Annotated in this window: 14 protein-coding genes; 10 read left to right on the top strand and 4 right to left on the bottom strand. The window is 63.8% G+C overall.

The window, feature by feature from the left end; genetic code table 11:
* Positions 1-9 precede the first annotated feature (9 nt).
* The 5 genes from CO656_RS06820 to CO656_RS06800 all read left to right on the top strand — a co-directional run bounded on the left by CO656_RS06820 (position 10) and on the right by CO656_RS06800 (position 5,424).
* A complete protein-coding gene (locus CO656_RS06820) occupies positions 10-1,113 on the top strand; it encodes a class I SAM-dependent methyltransferase (RefSeq protein WP_097525250.1) in 1,104 nt (367 codons plus the stop codon).
* A gap of 219 nt (positions 1,114-1,332) precedes the next feature.
* Positions 1,333-2,127 (top strand): peptidoglycan editing factor PgeF, encoded by a 795-nt coding sequence (gene pgeF, locus CO656_RS06815; RefSeq protein WP_037415042.1) that lies wholly within the window; start codon positions 1,333-1,335, stop codon positions 2,125-2,127.
* A gap of 1 nt (position 2,128) precedes the next feature.
* Positions 2,129-3,280, top strand: coding sequence for a Xaa-Pro peptidase family protein (locus CO656_RS06810; RefSeq protein WP_037415040.1), 1,152 nt, complete (start codon positions 2,129-2,131; stop codon positions 3,278-3,280).
* Positions 3,281-3,379: 99 nt separating this feature from the next.
* Entirely contained in the window at positions 3,380-4,288 is a 909-nt protein-coding gene (locus tag CO656_RS06805) for a hypothetical protein (RefSeq protein ID WP_097525249.1), read from the top strand.
* A gap of 203 nt (positions 4,289-4,491) precedes the next feature.
* The gene (locus CO656_RS06800) at positions 4,492-5,424 is read left to right on the top strand and encodes a ribose-phosphate pyrophosphokinase (protein ID WP_037415037.1); all 933 of its coding nucleotides are present in this window, start codon (positions 4,492-4,494) and stop codon (positions 5,422-5,424) included.
* A gap of 63 nt (positions 5,425-5,487) precedes the next feature.
* Here the strand turns inward: CO656_RS06800 and CO656_RS06795 are convergent, their stop codons facing one another.
* The 3 genes from CO656_RS06795 to CO656_RS06785 form a co-directional block, all read right to left on the bottom strand.
* On the bottom strand, positions 5,488-5,856 hold the full coding sequence (locus CO656_RS06795) for a DUF779 domain-containing protein (protein ID WP_097525399.1): 369 nt from the start codon (positions 5,854-5,856) through the stop codon (positions 5,488-5,490).
* Positions 5,857-5,982: 126 nt separating this feature from the next.
* On the bottom strand, positions 5,983-7,491 hold the full coding sequence (adh, locus tag CO656_RS06790; protein ID WP_097525248.1) for an aldehyde dehydrogenase: 1,509 nt from the start codon (positions 7,489-7,491) through the stop codon (positions 5,983-5,985).
* 248 nt (positions 7,492-7,739) lie between these two features.
* Positions 7,740-8,696: a helix-turn-helix domain-containing protein gene (locus tag CO656_RS06785; RefSeq protein ID WP_097525247.1), complete on the bottom strand. Its 957-nt coding sequence runs from the start codon at positions 8,694-8,696 to the stop codon at positions 7,740-7,742.
* A gap of 230 nt (positions 8,697-8,926) precedes the next feature.
* Here CO656_RS06785 and CO656_RS06780 point away from each other — a divergent pair, with 230 nt between their 5' ends.
* From CO656_RS06780 to pth, 5 genes are all read left to right on the top strand, one after another.
* Positions 8,927-10,108 carry a benzoate/H(+) symporter BenE family transporter gene (locus tag CO656_RS06780; RefSeq protein ID WP_037415007.1) on the top strand — a complete coding sequence of 394 codons (1,182 nt, stop codon included), beginning with the start codon at positions 8,927-8,929 and terminating at the stop codon, positions 10,106-10,108.
* A gap of 154 nt (positions 10,109-10,262) precedes the next feature.
* A complete protein-coding gene (locus tag CO656_RS06775) occupies positions 10,263-10,877 on the top strand; it encodes a 50S ribosomal protein L25/general stress protein Ctc (RefSeq protein WP_037414999.1) in 615 nt (204 codons plus the stop codon).
* Between the two features lie 258 nt (positions 10,878-11,135).
* Positions 11,136-13,502 carry an EAL domain-containing protein gene (locus tag CO656_RS06770; protein ID WP_097525398.1) on the top strand — a complete coding sequence of 789 codons (2,367 nt, stop codon included), beginning with the start codon at positions 11,136-11,138 and terminating at the stop codon, positions 13,500-13,502.
* A 24-nt stretch (positions 13,503-13,526) separates the two neighbouring features.
* Positions 13,527-14,261, top strand: a complete 735-nt coding sequence (locus tag CO656_RS06765; protein WP_097525246.1) for a transporter substrate-binding domain-containing protein — start codon at positions 13,527-13,529, stop codon at positions 14,259-14,261.
* Between the two features lie 235 nt (positions 14,262-14,496).
* Positions 14,497-15,216: an aminoacyl-tRNA hydrolase gene (gene pth, locus CO656_RS06760; RefSeq protein WP_037414994.1), complete on the top strand. Its 720-nt coding sequence runs from the start codon at positions 14,497-14,499 to the stop codon at positions 15,214-15,216.
* 15 nt (positions 15,217-15,231) lie between these two features.
* Here the strand turns inward: pth and clpS are convergent, their stop codons facing one another.
* Positions 15,232-15,543, bottom strand: a complete 312-nt coding sequence (clpS, locus tag CO656_RS06755) for an ATP-dependent Clp protease adapter ClpS (RefSeq protein WP_037414992.1) — start codon at positions 15,541-15,543, stop codon at positions 15,232-15,234.
* Positions 15,544-15,632 lie beyond the last annotated feature (89 nt).

Raw genomic sequence — 15,632 nt, 5'->3', positions numbered from 1 at the left:
GACTGGTGCATGACGAATCCTCTCGCCGACAAGATCAAGGCGCTGATCAGGACCAATGGGCCGATCAGCGTCACCGACTTTTTTTCCCTCTGCCTGGCGGACCCGCAATACGGTTACTACCGCGTTCGCGAGCCGTTCGGACGGGAGGGCGATTTCACGACGGCACCGGAAATCAGCCAGCTCTTCGGGGAAATGATCGGCATATTCCTGGTTCACGCCTGGCAGGAGCACGGTTCTCCCAGCGAGCCGATCATCGCCGAGATTGGGCCGGGCCGCGGCACGATGATGGCGGATATGCTGCGCGTCCTCCGCCGCCTAGCGCCGGAGCTTTACCAGACCGCCGAGGTTCATCTCGTCGAAACCAGCGAAAGGCTGCGCAAGGTGCAGGCCGAAACGCTCGCCGGTTATGAAGGCAAAGTCCATTGGCATGCAAGCTTCGACAGCTTGCCCGCGGGCTTCCTGCTTCTCGCCGCAAACGAGCTTTTCGATGCGATCCCGATTCGCCAGTTTGTGAGAACCGCACAGGGGTTCCGCGAACGCATGGTCGGGCTTGATGCCGACGATGAGCTGGCCTTTGCCGCCGGTGTGGCGGGCATCGATCCCTCCCTGCTGCCGACGCCGGTGCAATCGGTCGCCGAAGGCACGATCTTCGAGGCCGCCCCGGCGCGAGACGCGGTGATGGCCGCGCTTTGCGAGCGCCTGCGTGCGAACGGCGGGACGGCGGTCCTCATCGACTATGGTCATCTCTCGACCGGCTACGGCGACACGCTGCAGGCCGTCCGCAACCACCGGTACGATCCTCCGCTCGCCAACCCGGGACTTGCCGACCTCACCAGCCATGTGGATTTCGAACAACTGGCGCTGCGCGCCAAGGCGGAGAGCGTGCAGGTGAACGGCCTCGCGCATCAGGGTGACTTTCTGGTCGGTCTGGGCCTGCTCGATCGGGCGGCGGCCCTCGGCCGCGACAAGGATGCGGCGACTCAGGAAAGCATCCGCGACGATGTCGAGCGGCTTGCCGGTGCCGGTGCCGCAAAGATGGGCGAACTGTTCAAGGTGCTGGTCGTCAGCAGCCCTGAAGTCGCCCTGGTGCCGTTCCGCAAAAAGGCGCGCTGACGCGCGGGAAAACGCACATTTCCAGCCGGTGCAGGCTCTTCGCTTTCTGGTCGCGAGAGGGAATGGCCGGGAGGGATCAGGACCTCGTCTCGACGTTCCGCAATTGACAGTTCTGGCCTGCCGGGCCAACATCGCCCGGCAAATCAGCCGCAAATCATCGGGCCAGACGCGCCCTCACCCCAACGCGAAACCACGAAGATTCGAGGGCGAGAACACCGAATGCAGGACGATGCCTCGCTCTCACCCGTGCAGAGCCCGCTCTTCGGCGCCGAGGCGGGGCCAGAGATCGCCCATGGCTACTTCACCCGCAAGGGCGGCGTTTCCGAAGGCATCTATCGCGGCCTCAATGTCGGCCTCGGCTCCCATGACGATCGCGAGCGCGTCGCCGAAAACCGGGCCCGAGTCGCCAGCTGGTTCGATGCCGAGCCGCGACGTCTTGCAACGGTTCACCAGATCCATTCCCCCGATGCGATCATCGTCGACGACAGCTACGACGGCGCGCGTCCGGACGCCGATGCGCTGGTGACGGCGACGCCGGGCATCGTCCTCGGCGTGCTTTCGGCCGATTGCGGACCCGTGCTCTTCGCCGACCCGAGGGCGCGCGTCATCGGCGCCGCCCATGCCGGTTGGAAGGGCGCGCTCGGCGGCGTTCTCGAAAGCACGATCGATGCAATGGTCTCGCTCGGCGCGCGCCGGGAGCGCATCGTCGCCTGTCTCGGACCGTCGATCAGCCGCCAGCATTACGAGGTCGGCCCGGAATTCGTCGAACGTTTCATGTCCACCGACGACAGCTACGCGGCGTTCTTCAGGCCGTCCGGCCGCAACGGTCATGCGATGTTCGACCTGCCCGGGCTCACGGTCCGCCGGCTCGTCGCGGCCGGTGTGACGGCGGAAAACCTCGATATCTGCACCTATGCCGACGAGGACCGCTTCTTCTCCTATCGCCGCACCACGCACCGCCAGGAGCCCGACTACGGGCGGCAGATATCCGCAATTTGCATACGGGAGGCTTGAGATGGCGCTTCACTTCGCCGAAGAGGAATATGCATCGCGCCTGAGACGGCTCACGGCCAAGATGCAGGAAGAGCGGCTCGATGCCGTCCTTCTCTTCGCGCAGGAGAGCATGTATTGGCTCACCGGCTACGACACTTTCGGCTATTGCTTCTTCCAGACGCTGGTCGTCAAGCAGGACGGCTCGATGGTGCTGCTAACCCGGTCGGCCGATCTGCGCCAGGCGCGCCACACGTCGAATATCGAGCGCATCGAGATCTGGGTGGATCGCGTCAATGCCGATCCCGCCATGGACCTCAAGAACCTGCTCAGCGAGCTCGACCTGCTCGGCTGCCGCATCGGCGTCGAATACGACACGCATGGCATGACCGGCAGGACGGCCCGTCTCGTCGACAACCAGCTGTCGACCTTCGGCGAGCTGATCGACGCATCGATGCTCGTCAGCCGCCTGCGCCTCGTCAAGAGCCCGGCCGAAATCGTTCATGTCGAAAAGGCCGCGAGCCTTGCCGACGACGCACTCGACGCGGCCTTGCCGCTGATCCGCCCCGGCGGCAGCGAGGCCGATATCCTCGCCGCCATGCAGGGCGCCGTCTTTGCCGGCGGCGGCGACTATCCGGCCAATGAATTCATCATCGGCTCGGGCGCCGACGCGCTGCTCTGCCGCTACAAGGCCGGCCGGCGCAGTCTCGATGCCAGTGACCAGTTGACCCTCGAATGGGCCGGCGTCAGCGCCCACTACCATGCGGCAATGATGCGCACGATCGTCGTCGGCGAGCCCACCAACCGCCATCGCGAACTTTACAGCGCCTGCCGCGAGACGATCCAGGCAATCGAAATGGTGCTGAGGCCCGGCAATACCTTCGGCACCGTCTTCGACGTGCATGCGAGGATCATGGACGAGCGCGGCCTCGCCCGCCACCGCCTGAACGCCTGCGGTTATTCGCTCGGTGCCCGCTTCTCGCCCTCCTGGATGGAGCACCAGATGTTCCATGTCGGAAACCCGCAGGAGATCGAGCCGGACATGTCGCTCTTCGTGCACATGATCATCATGGATTCCGACAGCGGCACCGCCATGACGCTCGGCCAGACCTATCTGACAACCACCGAGAGCCCGAGGCCGCTGTCGCGCTACGGACTGGACTTCATATCTGCGTAAGGAAATCGTCCTATGCTTTCCGGCGAGAAATGAAAGGCAGCACGGCAGTCGGCTTTCCGGCCGCCGGCCTCGCCGAGTTCGAGCCAGACGGTGGGAACGATGCGCAAGCAGATCATGCCTATCGCAAGCCTTGGTCTTGCCGCAGCCATTGCCGGCTGCAACACCACCGACGCCCTGATCCCGCAAGTGGACGTCGGCGGAGGAACCTTCCGCTCGCCGCCGGTGACCCAGTCCGATCTCGAAGCCATGTCCACGCAGACCGCCGTGATGCCGGTCGAAAGCGTGCCGCCAAGCCGCACCGCAGCCTTCGCAGCGCAGCCGAACATTTCCGTCCCGCCGACCCACTACGCGACGAGCCACACCGACTACACGGATCCCGCCGGCACGCTCGAGGCGCAAGCCAGCCGCCTCGCCGAAGGCGTGGCACCGGTGCAGACCATGCAGCCCCAACCGCCGGTGCCAGAAAATCTGCCGCCGCAGGCAGAAAATCCGCCGCCCCAGGTCGAAAGTCAGCGGGCGCAGGCGAGAAACGTGGCGCCGCCGGAGGAAGAAAGCGCAGAGCAGCCGGCGCAGCCTGACGTCGCGGCCGCAGCGGAGAAGACGCAGCAGGCTGCCGCTTCGCCGGCTCCGGCGGCGACCGGTGCCGGCGGCATCCGCTTCCTGCCGATCATCGGCGCTCCGGTTCAGGCCGTCACGCCCCTCTCGAAGCAGCTCGGCGCCTCGGCCCGGGCGCAGGGGATCACCATCAAGAGCTCCACCGACACGTCGAGCGACCATATTCTCAAGGGCTATTTCTCGGCGCTCAACGACAGCGGCAAGACGACGGTCGTCTATGTTTGGGACATTCTCGACGGCGGCGGCAATCGCCTGCACCGCATCCAGGGGCAGGACACGGTGGAAAGCAGCGCTGCCGAACCCTGGAGCGCCATTCCGCCGGAAACAATGCAGGCGATCGCCGAAAAGACGATCGACGCCTATCTCGAATGGCGTCAGTCCCAACGCGGTTGACGCAAAGATTTTAGGATAATAGGCGCTGCGCCGCAGCAATCCCCTTGCATTCACCTTCAAGGACGCTAAAAAGCGGCCGATCAGCTCTGACAGCGGCCATCGCAGCGATTGCCCGCGATCGGAATGGCTCAGGGATTTTGCGCGGACGATCCTGCCCCGGACTGGACCGGACGGTGGCCGCGCCAGCTCAAGGCGGACCGTCTATGAAGGTTTTCGCAGGCAATTCGAACCGGCTGCTGGCCGAAGCGATCTGCAACTATCTCAACCTGCCGCTCGGCAGAGCCACCGTACGGCGCTTCGCCGACCAGGAAATCTTCGTCGAGATCGGCGAGAACGTGCGCGGCGAGGATGTGTTCATCGTCCAGTCGACCTCCTTCCCCACCAACGATCATCTGATGGAACTGCTCATCATGATCGACGCGGTCCGCCGCTCCTCCGCCCGCCGCATCACCGCCGTGCTTCCCTATTTCGGGTATGCCCGCCAGGACCGCAAGCCCGGACCGCGCACCCCGATCTCCGCCAAGCTGGTCGCCAATCTGATCACCGAAGCCGGCGCCGACCGCGTCCTCACCCTCGATCTCCACGCCGGCCAGATCCAGGGCTTCTTCGACATCCCGACCGACAACCTCTATGCGGTTCCGATCCTGGCCCGCGACGTCAAGGAGCACTACGACCTCAAGAACGTCACGGTCGTTTCGCCGGACGTCGGCGGCGTCGTGCGCGCCCGGGCGCTTGCCAAGCGCCTCGACTGTCTGCTGGCGATCGTCGACAAGCGTCGCGATCGCCCCGGCGAATCGGAGGTCATGAACGTCATCGGTGACGTTCATGGCAAGGATTGCATCCTGATCGACGACATCGTCGATTCCGGCGGCACGCTCTGCAACGCCGCCGAGGCGCTGCTCAAGAACGGCGCCACAAGCGTCACCGCCTATATCACGCACGGCGTGCTTTCCGGCGGCGCGGTCGCCCGCGTCACCTCATCGATGCTGAAGGAACTGGTGATCACCGATTCCATCCAGCCGACGACGGCGGTGCAATCGGCCCACAATATCCGCGTGATCTCGACCGCCGGCCTAATCGGCGAAGCCATCAGCCGCACCAGCCAGGAAGAATCGGTGTCGAGCCTTTTCGACTGAGAGCGGAACGTCCGACTTCAGCCAATCACAACGCCGGCTCTAACTGCCGGCGTTTGTTTTTGACTACGGAACGGCGCAGGCCTCGCCGCCTCCAAAGAGCCGCGAGCGGGTGAGGAAGCGCTTCTCGCGGCCATTGTCGAGCGAGAACATCCCGCCCCTGCCCGGCACCACATCGATGATCAGTTGGGTGTGCTTCCAGACCTCATGCTGACTGGCGCTGATATAGACCGGCACGCGGTCGATCTCGCCGAGCTTCACGTCGTTGTCGCCGACGATGTAGTCGTCTGCCGGGTAGCACATCGGGGACGAGCCGTCGCAGCAGCCGCCTGACTGATGGAACAGGATCTCCGGATGATCGGCGCGGATTTCGCGGATGAGTTCGATCGCCGCGTCGGTCGCAAGCACGCGCGGCTCGCCGATTGTTTCCGTCATCATTCTCTCCTTCCTGAAAAGCCAGCATGCTCCCGGTGGAACGCCACCGGGAGCATGCCGGGAGGATCGCCGGCACCAGCGGGACGAGCGGTTTACCGCCTTCCCGCTCCAATTCTGGGGCGGGGATCAGAAGAAGCCGAGCGCCTCGGGGCTGTAGCTTACCAGCAGGTTCTTCGTCTGCTGGTAATGGTCGAGCATCATCTTGTGCGTCTCGCGGCCGATGCCCGATTGCTTGTAGCCGCCGAAGGCGGCATGCGCAGGATAGGCATGGTAGCAGTTGGTCCAGACACGGCCGGCCTGGATCTCGCGGCCGAAGCGGTAGCAGCGGTTGGCATCGCGGCTCCATACGCCGGCGCCGAGGCCATAGAGCGTGTCGTTGGCGATCGCGAGCGCCTCCTCCTCGGTCTTGAAGGTCGTCACCGACACGACCGGGCCGAAGATTTCCTCCTGGAAGATGCGCATCCTGTTGTGCCCGCGGAACACCGTCGGCTTGACGTAGTAGCCGCCCGAGAGATCGCCCTCGAGCACGTTGCGCTCGCCGCCGGTCAGCACTTCAGCGCCCTCCTGCCTGCCGATGTCGATATAGGAGAGGATCTTCTCGAGCTGTTCGCCCGACGCCTGCGCACCGATCATCGTCGCACTATCGAGCGGATTGCCCTGCCTTATTGCTTCGACCCGCTTCAGCGCCCGCTCCATGAAGCGGTCATAGATGCTTTCCTGGACCAGCGCCCGGCTCGGGCAGGTGCAGACCTCGCCCTGGTTGAGCGCAAACATCGCAAAGCCTTCGAGCGCCTTGTCGAAATAGTCGTCGTCCTCATTGAGCACGTCGGCGAAGAAGATATTCGGCGACTTGCCGCCGAGTTCGAGCGTCACCGGGATGAGGTTCTGGCTGGCGTACTGCATGATCAGCCGGCCGGTCGTCGTCTCGCCGGTAAAGGCGATCTTGGCGATGCGCGGGCTGGTCGCCAGCGGCTTGCCCGCCTCCAGGCCGAAGCCGTTGACGACGTTGAGCACGCCCGGCGGCAGCAGATCAGCGATCAGTTCTGCGAGCACGAGAATCGAGGCCGGCGTCTGCTCGGCCGGTTTCAGGACGACGCAGTTGCCGGCCGCAAGCGCCGGCGCCACCTTCCAGGCGGCCATCAGGATCGGGAAATTCCAGGGAATGATCTGTCCGACGACACCGAGCGGCTCGTGGAAATGATAGGCGATGGTATCGTGATCGACCTCGCCGATCGACCCTTCCTGTGCCCGGATGCAGGCGGCGAAATAGCGGAAATGGTCGATCGCCAGAGGAATGTCGGCGGCCATCGTCTCGCGGATCGGTTTGCCGTTGTCCCAGGTCTCGGCCCGCGCCAGAAGTTCCAGATTGTCCTCCATCCGCGCCGCGATCCTCATCAGGATGTTGGAGCGCTCGGTGGTCGAGGTCCGGCCCCATTTCTCCTTCGCGGAATGGGCGGCATCGAGCGCCAGCTCGATATCGGCGGCATCCGAACGGGCCACCTGGCAGAGCGTGCCGCCGGTGACGGGCGTGGTATTGTCGAAATAGCGGCCGGCCACCGGCTCGCGCCATTCACCGCCGATGAAATTTCCGTATTTGTGCTTGAACGGGTTATCGAGAATCTTCTGATGCAGCATGGCTTCCTCCCTTGGAAAAACAGCACTCCAATTTGCTGTGGAGGGAGAGTGAAGCCGGATGGAGATTTTCGGTAGGGTGCCGCGGCACGCGGCTTCGCCGCGTGTTTCAGAATTGAGACAGGTGGCCCTCGCTATCGCACGTCATTTGAGTTTTGCCACTCATCCCGCTGCCGCGACCTTCTCCCCGCATGCGGGGAGAGGGCTAGTCCTCGGGTTAAACCCGAGGAGAGCGGCATTCTCGAGAAGACTCAATTAAGCGAAAGCCGCTTCATTTTCCGATAGAGCGTTGCGCGGCTGATTCCGAGCAGATCGGCGGCCATCGACACGTTGCCATTGGTCCGCGACAAGACGCGTCGCAAGGCCGCCCTTTCAGCATCGGGCAATTCGCGCGCCTCGCTGGAGGCCCGCTCCTGGAGCAGGTCGGTGGCCGGAATGCCGGCGGCGATGCGCTTGTCGTCGAGCCCGAGCCACTGCCGGGCCGCTCGCGTCGCGCCGAGCACAAGGTCGTCACGGTCGACGGCGAGCAGAGCCGGCCCTGCCCGATCGGCCGGCACGAGCACGATCCGCGCTTCGGCAAAGGCGCGCCGGAAGAGGTTTGCCTCGATGCGAGCGGCAGCATCGCGCACTGCCTGCGAAAGGATCGCGAGCGTCGCCTCGGAAGCGTCGTCGCGGCAGGTGGATATGTCGAGCGCCGCGGCAAGCCGCCCGGCCTCGTCCCGGATCGGTGCGGTCGCACAGCTCAGACCGATATTGCGGCTCAAAAAATGCTGATCGCGATGTATGACGACTGGGCGCTCGTCGGCAATCGCCGTACCGATGCCGTTGGTTCCGACGCTCGCCTCGCTCCACACGGTGCCCGACCAGAGACCGACGCCGCGGAAATCCGCATCGTCCCCGCCTGCCCCGCGCCGTTCAAGCGCAATCCCCTTCTCGTCGGTGAGCAACAGGCAGCATCCGGCCTTGACGACCACGCCGAACAGCCGGTCGAGTTCGCCGACCGCTTCCGCAATCAGCACCCCCGAGCGTTCGCGCGCCTGCCGAAACTCGCCATCGGAGAGCCGCGAGGGCAGACGCGCCTCTTCGGGGGCGAGGCCGTGCAGGGTCAGGCAGCGCCGCCACGAAGCGGCGACCGGCGAACTGACGGCCGCTGCCGATTGTTGCGCGGTCCTGTAGACGTGTTCCGTATGGTCTCTGACTGCTGGCATTCGCTCCCTCCCTGAAAGCGTCCTCCGGCCATGGATCGCCTGCACCCGTCTCCCCGTTCGGTGCACCGCGTTGGCGGCCACTATAAACAGAGGTCCCGCGGCCGGTCCAGGCAGACGAAGGTCGTGCAAGCACCCCCTCCTACAAGACGTTGTTGGGCGGTACCGAGCGGGCCTGCGATGTGCTACGCCGTCGGGCAACTCTTGTGACTCGCCCGAGACCCCGGTTGCCCATGCTTCGTGATTTCTCCGTCCAAAGCCTCTTCATGGGCGTGCTGATCGCCTTCGTCGGCTTTGCCAGCTCCTTCGCCGTCATCCTGCATGGCCTCGCCGGCGTCGGCGCCACCGAGGCCCAGGCGGCCTCGGGTCTGATGGCGCTCTCCGTTTCTATGGGTGTCTGCGCGATAGTCGTCAGCATCGTCACGCGGCTACCCGTCAGCATCGCCTGGTCGACACCCGGCGCGGCGCTGCTGGCGACCTCCGGTTCCGTTCCAGGCGGCTTCAACGCGGCCGTCGGTGCCTTCCTTGTTTGCGGCCTGCTGATCGTCGTCGCCGGGCTGTGGAAGCCGCTCGGCCGCATGGTGTCGGCCATTCCTGCAGCTCTGGCGAACGCCATGCTCGCGGGCGTGCTCCTGAGCCTCTGCTTCGCCCCGGTGAAAGCGATCGCCTTCAATCCGCTCTTCGGCCTGCCGATCGTCCTCGCCTGGGCGATCGTCGGCAGCGTCAACAAGCTCTATGCCGTTCCCGCAGCGCTTCTCGCCTTCGTCGGCGTGATCGCCCTCGGCGTCGAGATGCCGGAAACCGCCTTTGCGCAACTATCGTCCGCTCTCGTGCCGAAGGCTGAATTCGTCCCGCCGGTCCTCAATGCGGCGGCGATGATCAGCATCGCCCTGCCGCTCTTCATCGTCACCATGGCGTCGCAGAACATTCCCGGCATCGCCGTGCTGAAGGTCAACGACTATCACCCGAACCCCGGCCCGCTCTTTGCGGCGACCGGGCTTTTCTCGCTGTTCAGCGCACCCTTCGGCGGCCACGCCGTCAATCTCGCGGCGATCACCGCCGCCATGTGCGCCGGGCCCGATTCCCACCCGGACCGCAACCGCCGGTATTGGTCGGCGATCATCGCCGGCATCGCCTATATCGTCTTCGGCCTGCTCGCCGGCGCCGTTACCACCTTCGTCAGCCTGGCGCCGCCGGTGCTGATCGAAGCGGTCGCGGGCCTAGCGCTCATCGGCGCCCTTTCGAACTCCGCCGTGGCCGCCTTCACGGAGGCCCGGACCCGCGAAGCCGCCGCCATCACTTTCCTCGTCACCGCGTCCGGTGTCAGTTTTGCCGGCGTCTCCGGCGCCTTCTGGGGCCTGATCGGCGGTGGCCTGATGCTCGCGCTCGCACGTTTCTCCCGGCGCAAAGGTTGAGAGGCGCGGCGTGCCTTGCATTTCGGCCCGTTCTCGGCTATGGACCCCGCGTCCGCGCAGACACCCTTGGAGGCAACGCGGATGGAACCGCCATGCGGTTTCAGGTTTTTCCGCTTGACGGACGAACTCTCCAAATAACCAGAAAGGTCTATCCATGAGCCAGACTTACGAGCTCAAGGCCGAGACGCGCGAACGGGTTGGTAAGGGGTCCTCCCGTGAACTTCGCCGCAACGGTCTTATCCCTGCTGTCATCTACGGTGACAAGCAAGCCCCGCTTTCCATCGCGCTTTCCACCAAGGAAGTGACGATGAAGATCCACGCCGGCGGTTTCATGACCACCGTCGCAACGATCGACGTCAACGGCGAGAAGATCCGCGTCCTGCCGAAGGACTATCAGCTGGATCCGGTTCGCGACTTCACCATGCATGTCGACTTCCTGCGTGTCTCGAAGGGCAGCCAGGTGTCGGTCCAGGTTCCGGTCCACTTCGAAAACGAAGAGAAGTCCCCGGGTCTCAAGCAGGGTGGCACGCTGAACATCGTTCGCCACGAAGTCGAACTGAACGTTTCCGCCGACAACATTCCGGATTTCCTGAGCGTCGATCTCAGTGGCCTCAAGATCGGCGACACCGTCCACATCTCGGACGTCAAGCTTCCGGCTGGTACGACCCCGGTGATTTCCGACCGCGACTTCACGATCGCCACGATCGCCGGCCGCGCGCAGGAAGTTGAAGCAGAAGAAGAAGCAGCCGAGGGCGAAGCGGAAGCTTGATCCGCGACTGCCGCAACGGCTGGCCGGCCCTTACGGCCGCAACATTCGAGAGCCCGTCCCAATCCTGGGACGGGCTTTTTGCTTTCATTGTGCACCGCACACGGACCGCGGGCTGACGCCGCGGCTTATGAAATCTCGGCGTGCAATTTCAGCAACATTTAAGGTTTTGATGATGTTCTGCACGCGAGGGACATGGGCGTGGCAGTGCAAGAGTATCCGAATGTCGAGAGTGATGACGTCCGCCGGCGGGAGCATCCGATGATGCACTCGGTGGAAAACCGGTTTATTGCGATCATCTGCGGCGCGATGCTTGTATTCGTGGCGCCCCTCTTGGCACTGTTCCTCGCCATATCCGGCGAGCGCGTTGCGCGGGAGCGCCTGCAGAACGTCGAACTGCTGATGGAAACCAGCGCCGAAGCCCTTGGCAAGCCGATCTGGGACTTCGACCAGGACGGCATCAAGCGGATCGCTCTTTCGCTGATGAACGCCACCGATATCGACGCCGTCACGATCCGCGACACGGCGGGAAACGTCCTTGCGCAAGTGCCTCCGGGCAAGCTTGACGCCGCAGCCGGCAAGCCCTTGGAAACGGCCATTTCCTATGACAGCGTCAAAGGCCCGGTGCCCGTCGGCGCTTTGACCGTCGTCGTCCCGCCCTCCGGCCTGCTGCTACGCTTCAGCAAGGACGAGTGGACGATCCTCGGCATCCTTCTCTTTGCCGTCGCGACGGTCTTCGCTGCGGCACTGATCGGCAACCGCTTCATCGTCATCCGGCCGCTGATGCGGCTCACCGCTGCAGTCGAAGCGACGCGGCGCCTCGGATCGCGCCACCGGGTCGACTGGAACGCGGATGACGAGATGGGCGCCTTGGCCGGCAACTTCAACGCGATGCAGGATCGGCTCGAGCGCGAGGAACAGGAGCTGAAGAGCGCCCATGCCCGTGCAACGGAGACCTACAACCTGACGCCGGCCATGCTCTTTTCCCTCGACGCCGCGGGCAGGCTGACGGCGGTCAGCGACTACTGGCTACTCGCGACCGGATATCGCCGCGACTCGGTCATCGGGCGCAGCTTCACTGATTTCATCGATCCCTCATGGCACGACGCCTACCATCAGCGCACAAAAGCGACAGCGCGGGACGGTCACGACGTCAGCGACTCGACCCTGCCCTTCCGCAAGGCGGATGGCGAGTTCATGACGGTGCTCATCCTGGAAACGGAAACGAGCGGCGGAGAAATTTCGCTTTCGGTGATGACCGACGTCACCGCCTTGAAACAGGCCGAGAGCCGCAACCATACCCAGGCGATCACCGATCACCTGACCGGACTCTTGAACCGGCAAGGATTCGAAAACGCGCTGGACGAGGCGATCCTGAGCGCCGACCAGTGCGGCATTCAACTTGCCTGCCTGTTCATCGATCTCGATCGCTTCAAGTGGATCAACGACAATTTCGGCCACGCCGCCGGCGATGCGGTCCTGCGCCAGACGGTGGAACGCATTCGGGCAGCGCTTCGGCCCGAGGATGTGATCGCGCGGCTCGGCGGCGACGAGTTTGCCATCTTGATTGCCGCAACGGATGTCGCAGCCCTGGCAAGCGAGATCGGCGAGAGCATCTGCGCGGCGCTGCACGAACCGATGCCGATTGCCGGCAACGAGCTCTTCGTCAGCGCCAGTGTCGGCGTCTCGGTCTACCCGACCCATGCCTCCGGCGCCTCCGACCTGTTGCTCAAGGCCGACATGGCGATGTATGCCCGCAAACGCGAGGGCAAGAACGGTCTGCAGATTTTCGACGCCGGCATGCTCGACGCCGCACGCGAGCGCCACGAGATCGAACAGTGCATCGAGGCCGGTCTCAAGGAAGATTGGTTCGAGGCCTGGCTGCAGCCGATCGTCAGCCTCGACGACGGGCAGATTGTCGGCTTCGAAGCGCTGGTGCGGCTCAATCATCCGGAAAAGGGCCTGATTCCGCCGGGCAAGATCATCGGCATTGCCGAGGAGACCGGCACGATAGGCCGCATCGGCGACTGCGTGCTCGAAAAGGCGATCCGCCATCTCGCCGCCATCTCCGAACTGGACGGCACCCAAGGCACCTATCTCGCCGTCAATTTCTCGCCATTGCAGTTCGAGCTGACGTTGCCTCACAAGCTCGCCGCGCTCCTGCTCAAACATCACATTTCGCCGCAGCGCATCGTCGTCGAGATCACCGAAGCGGTGCTGATGCTCGACAATCCGGAAGTCCATTCGGTGTTGAAGCAGCTGAATGAATTCGGTTGCCGCATCGCTCTCGACGATTTCGGCACCGGCTACTCGTCGCTTAGCTACCTCAACCGCTTCCCGGTCGATATCGTCAAGGTCGACCAGTCCTTCACACGCTCCTTGAGCTCGCCAGCCGCCGACGTCCGGCGCAAGAGCCGAATGTTGATCAAGGGCATCCGGACGATCTCCCACCAGATGGGCTGCACGGTGGTCGCCGAAGGCATCGAGGCGAACGAGCAGTGGCAACTCCTGCGCAAGCTCGGTGTGGATTATGGCCAGGGCTATCTCTTCAGCCGGCCGATGCCGATCGACGGTATGCTGACCATGCTGGAAAACGAATCCGAAGCCAAGGCCAGTGCTCGTCTCTAGCCGGGAGCCAGAAGGAGTTATGGCGTGAAACACTTGATCTTGGCATTTTCCATCGGTCTTTCCGCCGCTGCCCACGCCGAGACGATCCATTTCCTCACCGAGGAGTACCCGCCCTACAATTTCTCGACCGCGAACGGCGCGAGCGGCGCCTCGGTCGACCAAATCGCCCTGATCATGAAGGCCGTCGAGCTCCCCTACGAGATCGAAGTCCTGCCTTGGGCGCGCGCCTTTGCGCTTGCCGAAAGCGAACCCTTCCACTGCGTTTTCACGACCGGTCACGACGCCGAGCGGGACAAGAAGTTCAGATGGATCGAACCGCTTCTCGTCGACCAGATGATCATGGTGCGTCACAGGCATTCGGCGATCGAGCTACGGACGCTGGATGAGGCCAAACAGTTCATCGTCGGCACCCAACGCGAGGACTTTTCCGCCAGCTATCTGAAAGAGCATGGCTTCCAGAGGATCGACTATGCCTCCAGCCTCGATTCGACGCTCAGGAAGCTGATCGCCGGCCGCGTCGACCTGATGATGACCTCCGAAAAGACCTTCGAGACGATGCGGGCCGAAGGCAAGCCTGTCGAGGCGGCGCTGGTGCTTGAAGGCAAGCAATACGGTATTGCCTGCCACATCGACATGCCCGACGAGATCGTCAGCCGCATGCAGGTCGAACTCAACCGCTTGATCGCCACGGGAAGCCAGGATCGGATCTACGAGCAATACGGCCTTCGTCCGGACGGAATAAAGCAGGCGGCCAAATAGAGATTGACTTGCCCGGCCGACGGTGTTTGGGGTTGAGAGACGGGTTTTGCCCCTCTCCTCGGGTTTAACCGAGGACTAGTCCTCTTCCGGCGCGCGGAGAGAGGGACTGGGAGAGCGCGGCGAACCCCTTCTCCCCGCGAGCGGGGAGAAGGTCACGGCAGCGGGATGGGGGGCAAGCATTCCACTCTCCGCATGACCATCGTCGGTGAAGCAGGAACCATCAGGAGTTTGCCGCATGCTGATCATCGCGGGACTTGGCAATCCGGGGTCGAAATACGCCGGCAACCGCCACAATATCGGCTTCATGGCGGTGGATGCCATCCAGCAGCGTCAAGGCTTTCCCTCCTGGTCGAAGAAATTCAAGGCGGAGATCGCCGAGGGCGAGATCGGCGGCGAGCGCGTCCTGCTGATCAAGCCGCAGACCTTCATGAACCTTTCCGGCGAAGCGGTCGGCGAAGCGATGCGCTTCTACAAGCTCGCGCCGAAGGACATCGTCGTCATCTATGACGAGCTGGATCTCCCTGCCGGCAAGGCGCGGATCAAGACCGCCGGCGGCCATGGCGGCCACAACGGCATCAAATCGATCGACGCCCATTGCGGCAAGGAGTACCGCCGCCTGCGCCTCGGCATCGGCCATCCGGGCGTCAAGGACCTGGTACATGCGCATGTGCTCGGCGATTTCGCCAAGGCCGATCAGGCCTGGCTTTCGGCCCTACTCGATACCATCGCCGACAACGCCGGCATGCTCGTCAAAGGCGAGGACTCGCAGCTCATGAACAAGATCGCCCTTGCCACCGGCGGCAAGCCCGACACGCAAGAGCCGCAGGCGAAGAAGCGGGTCGCCGCTCAGTCCCATATCCACCAGGCCCGCAACGCCGCGCAGCCGAAAAAACTGCCGGCGACGGGACCGATGGCCGACATGCTGAAGAAGATGTTCGGCCCCAAGGGGGACTGACGGACGGGCCGGAACTCACTCCTCCGGCTCGGTCGTGAACATCAGGGGGAAGCCGGCTTCCTTGCCGAGATCGGTCGCTTCCTTCGCCTTGGTCTCGGCGATGTCCCGGGCGCAGACCACGACGACCGAGGTGCCCAGCTTGTGAGCGGTCATCATCACTCGATAGCCGGTCTCCTCGCTCATGCGAAAAATGGCCTTCAACACCATCACCACGAAGTCACGCGGTGTGTAGTCGTCGTTGACGAGGATGACCTTATAGAGCCGCGGCCGCTCGAGCTTGGGCTTCACCTTCGTTTTTCGTTTTGGGGCGACTTCATTGTCACTCATCGGAACCTGCACCCGTTGATGACATGCGATGGAAAAATCCAGTATCGCGCCTGCAGTACCAGCATTCAAGTCGAAGCCGGGCAAGTCCA

This window comes from Sinorhizobium sp. FG01 (assembly GCF_002531875.1).
Classification (GTDB): Bacteria; Pseudomonadota; Alphaproteobacteria; order Rhizobiales; family Rhizobiaceae; genus Sinorhizobium; species Sinorhizobium fredii_C.
This window is presented reverse-complemented; position numbering and strand designations above follow the sequence as displayed.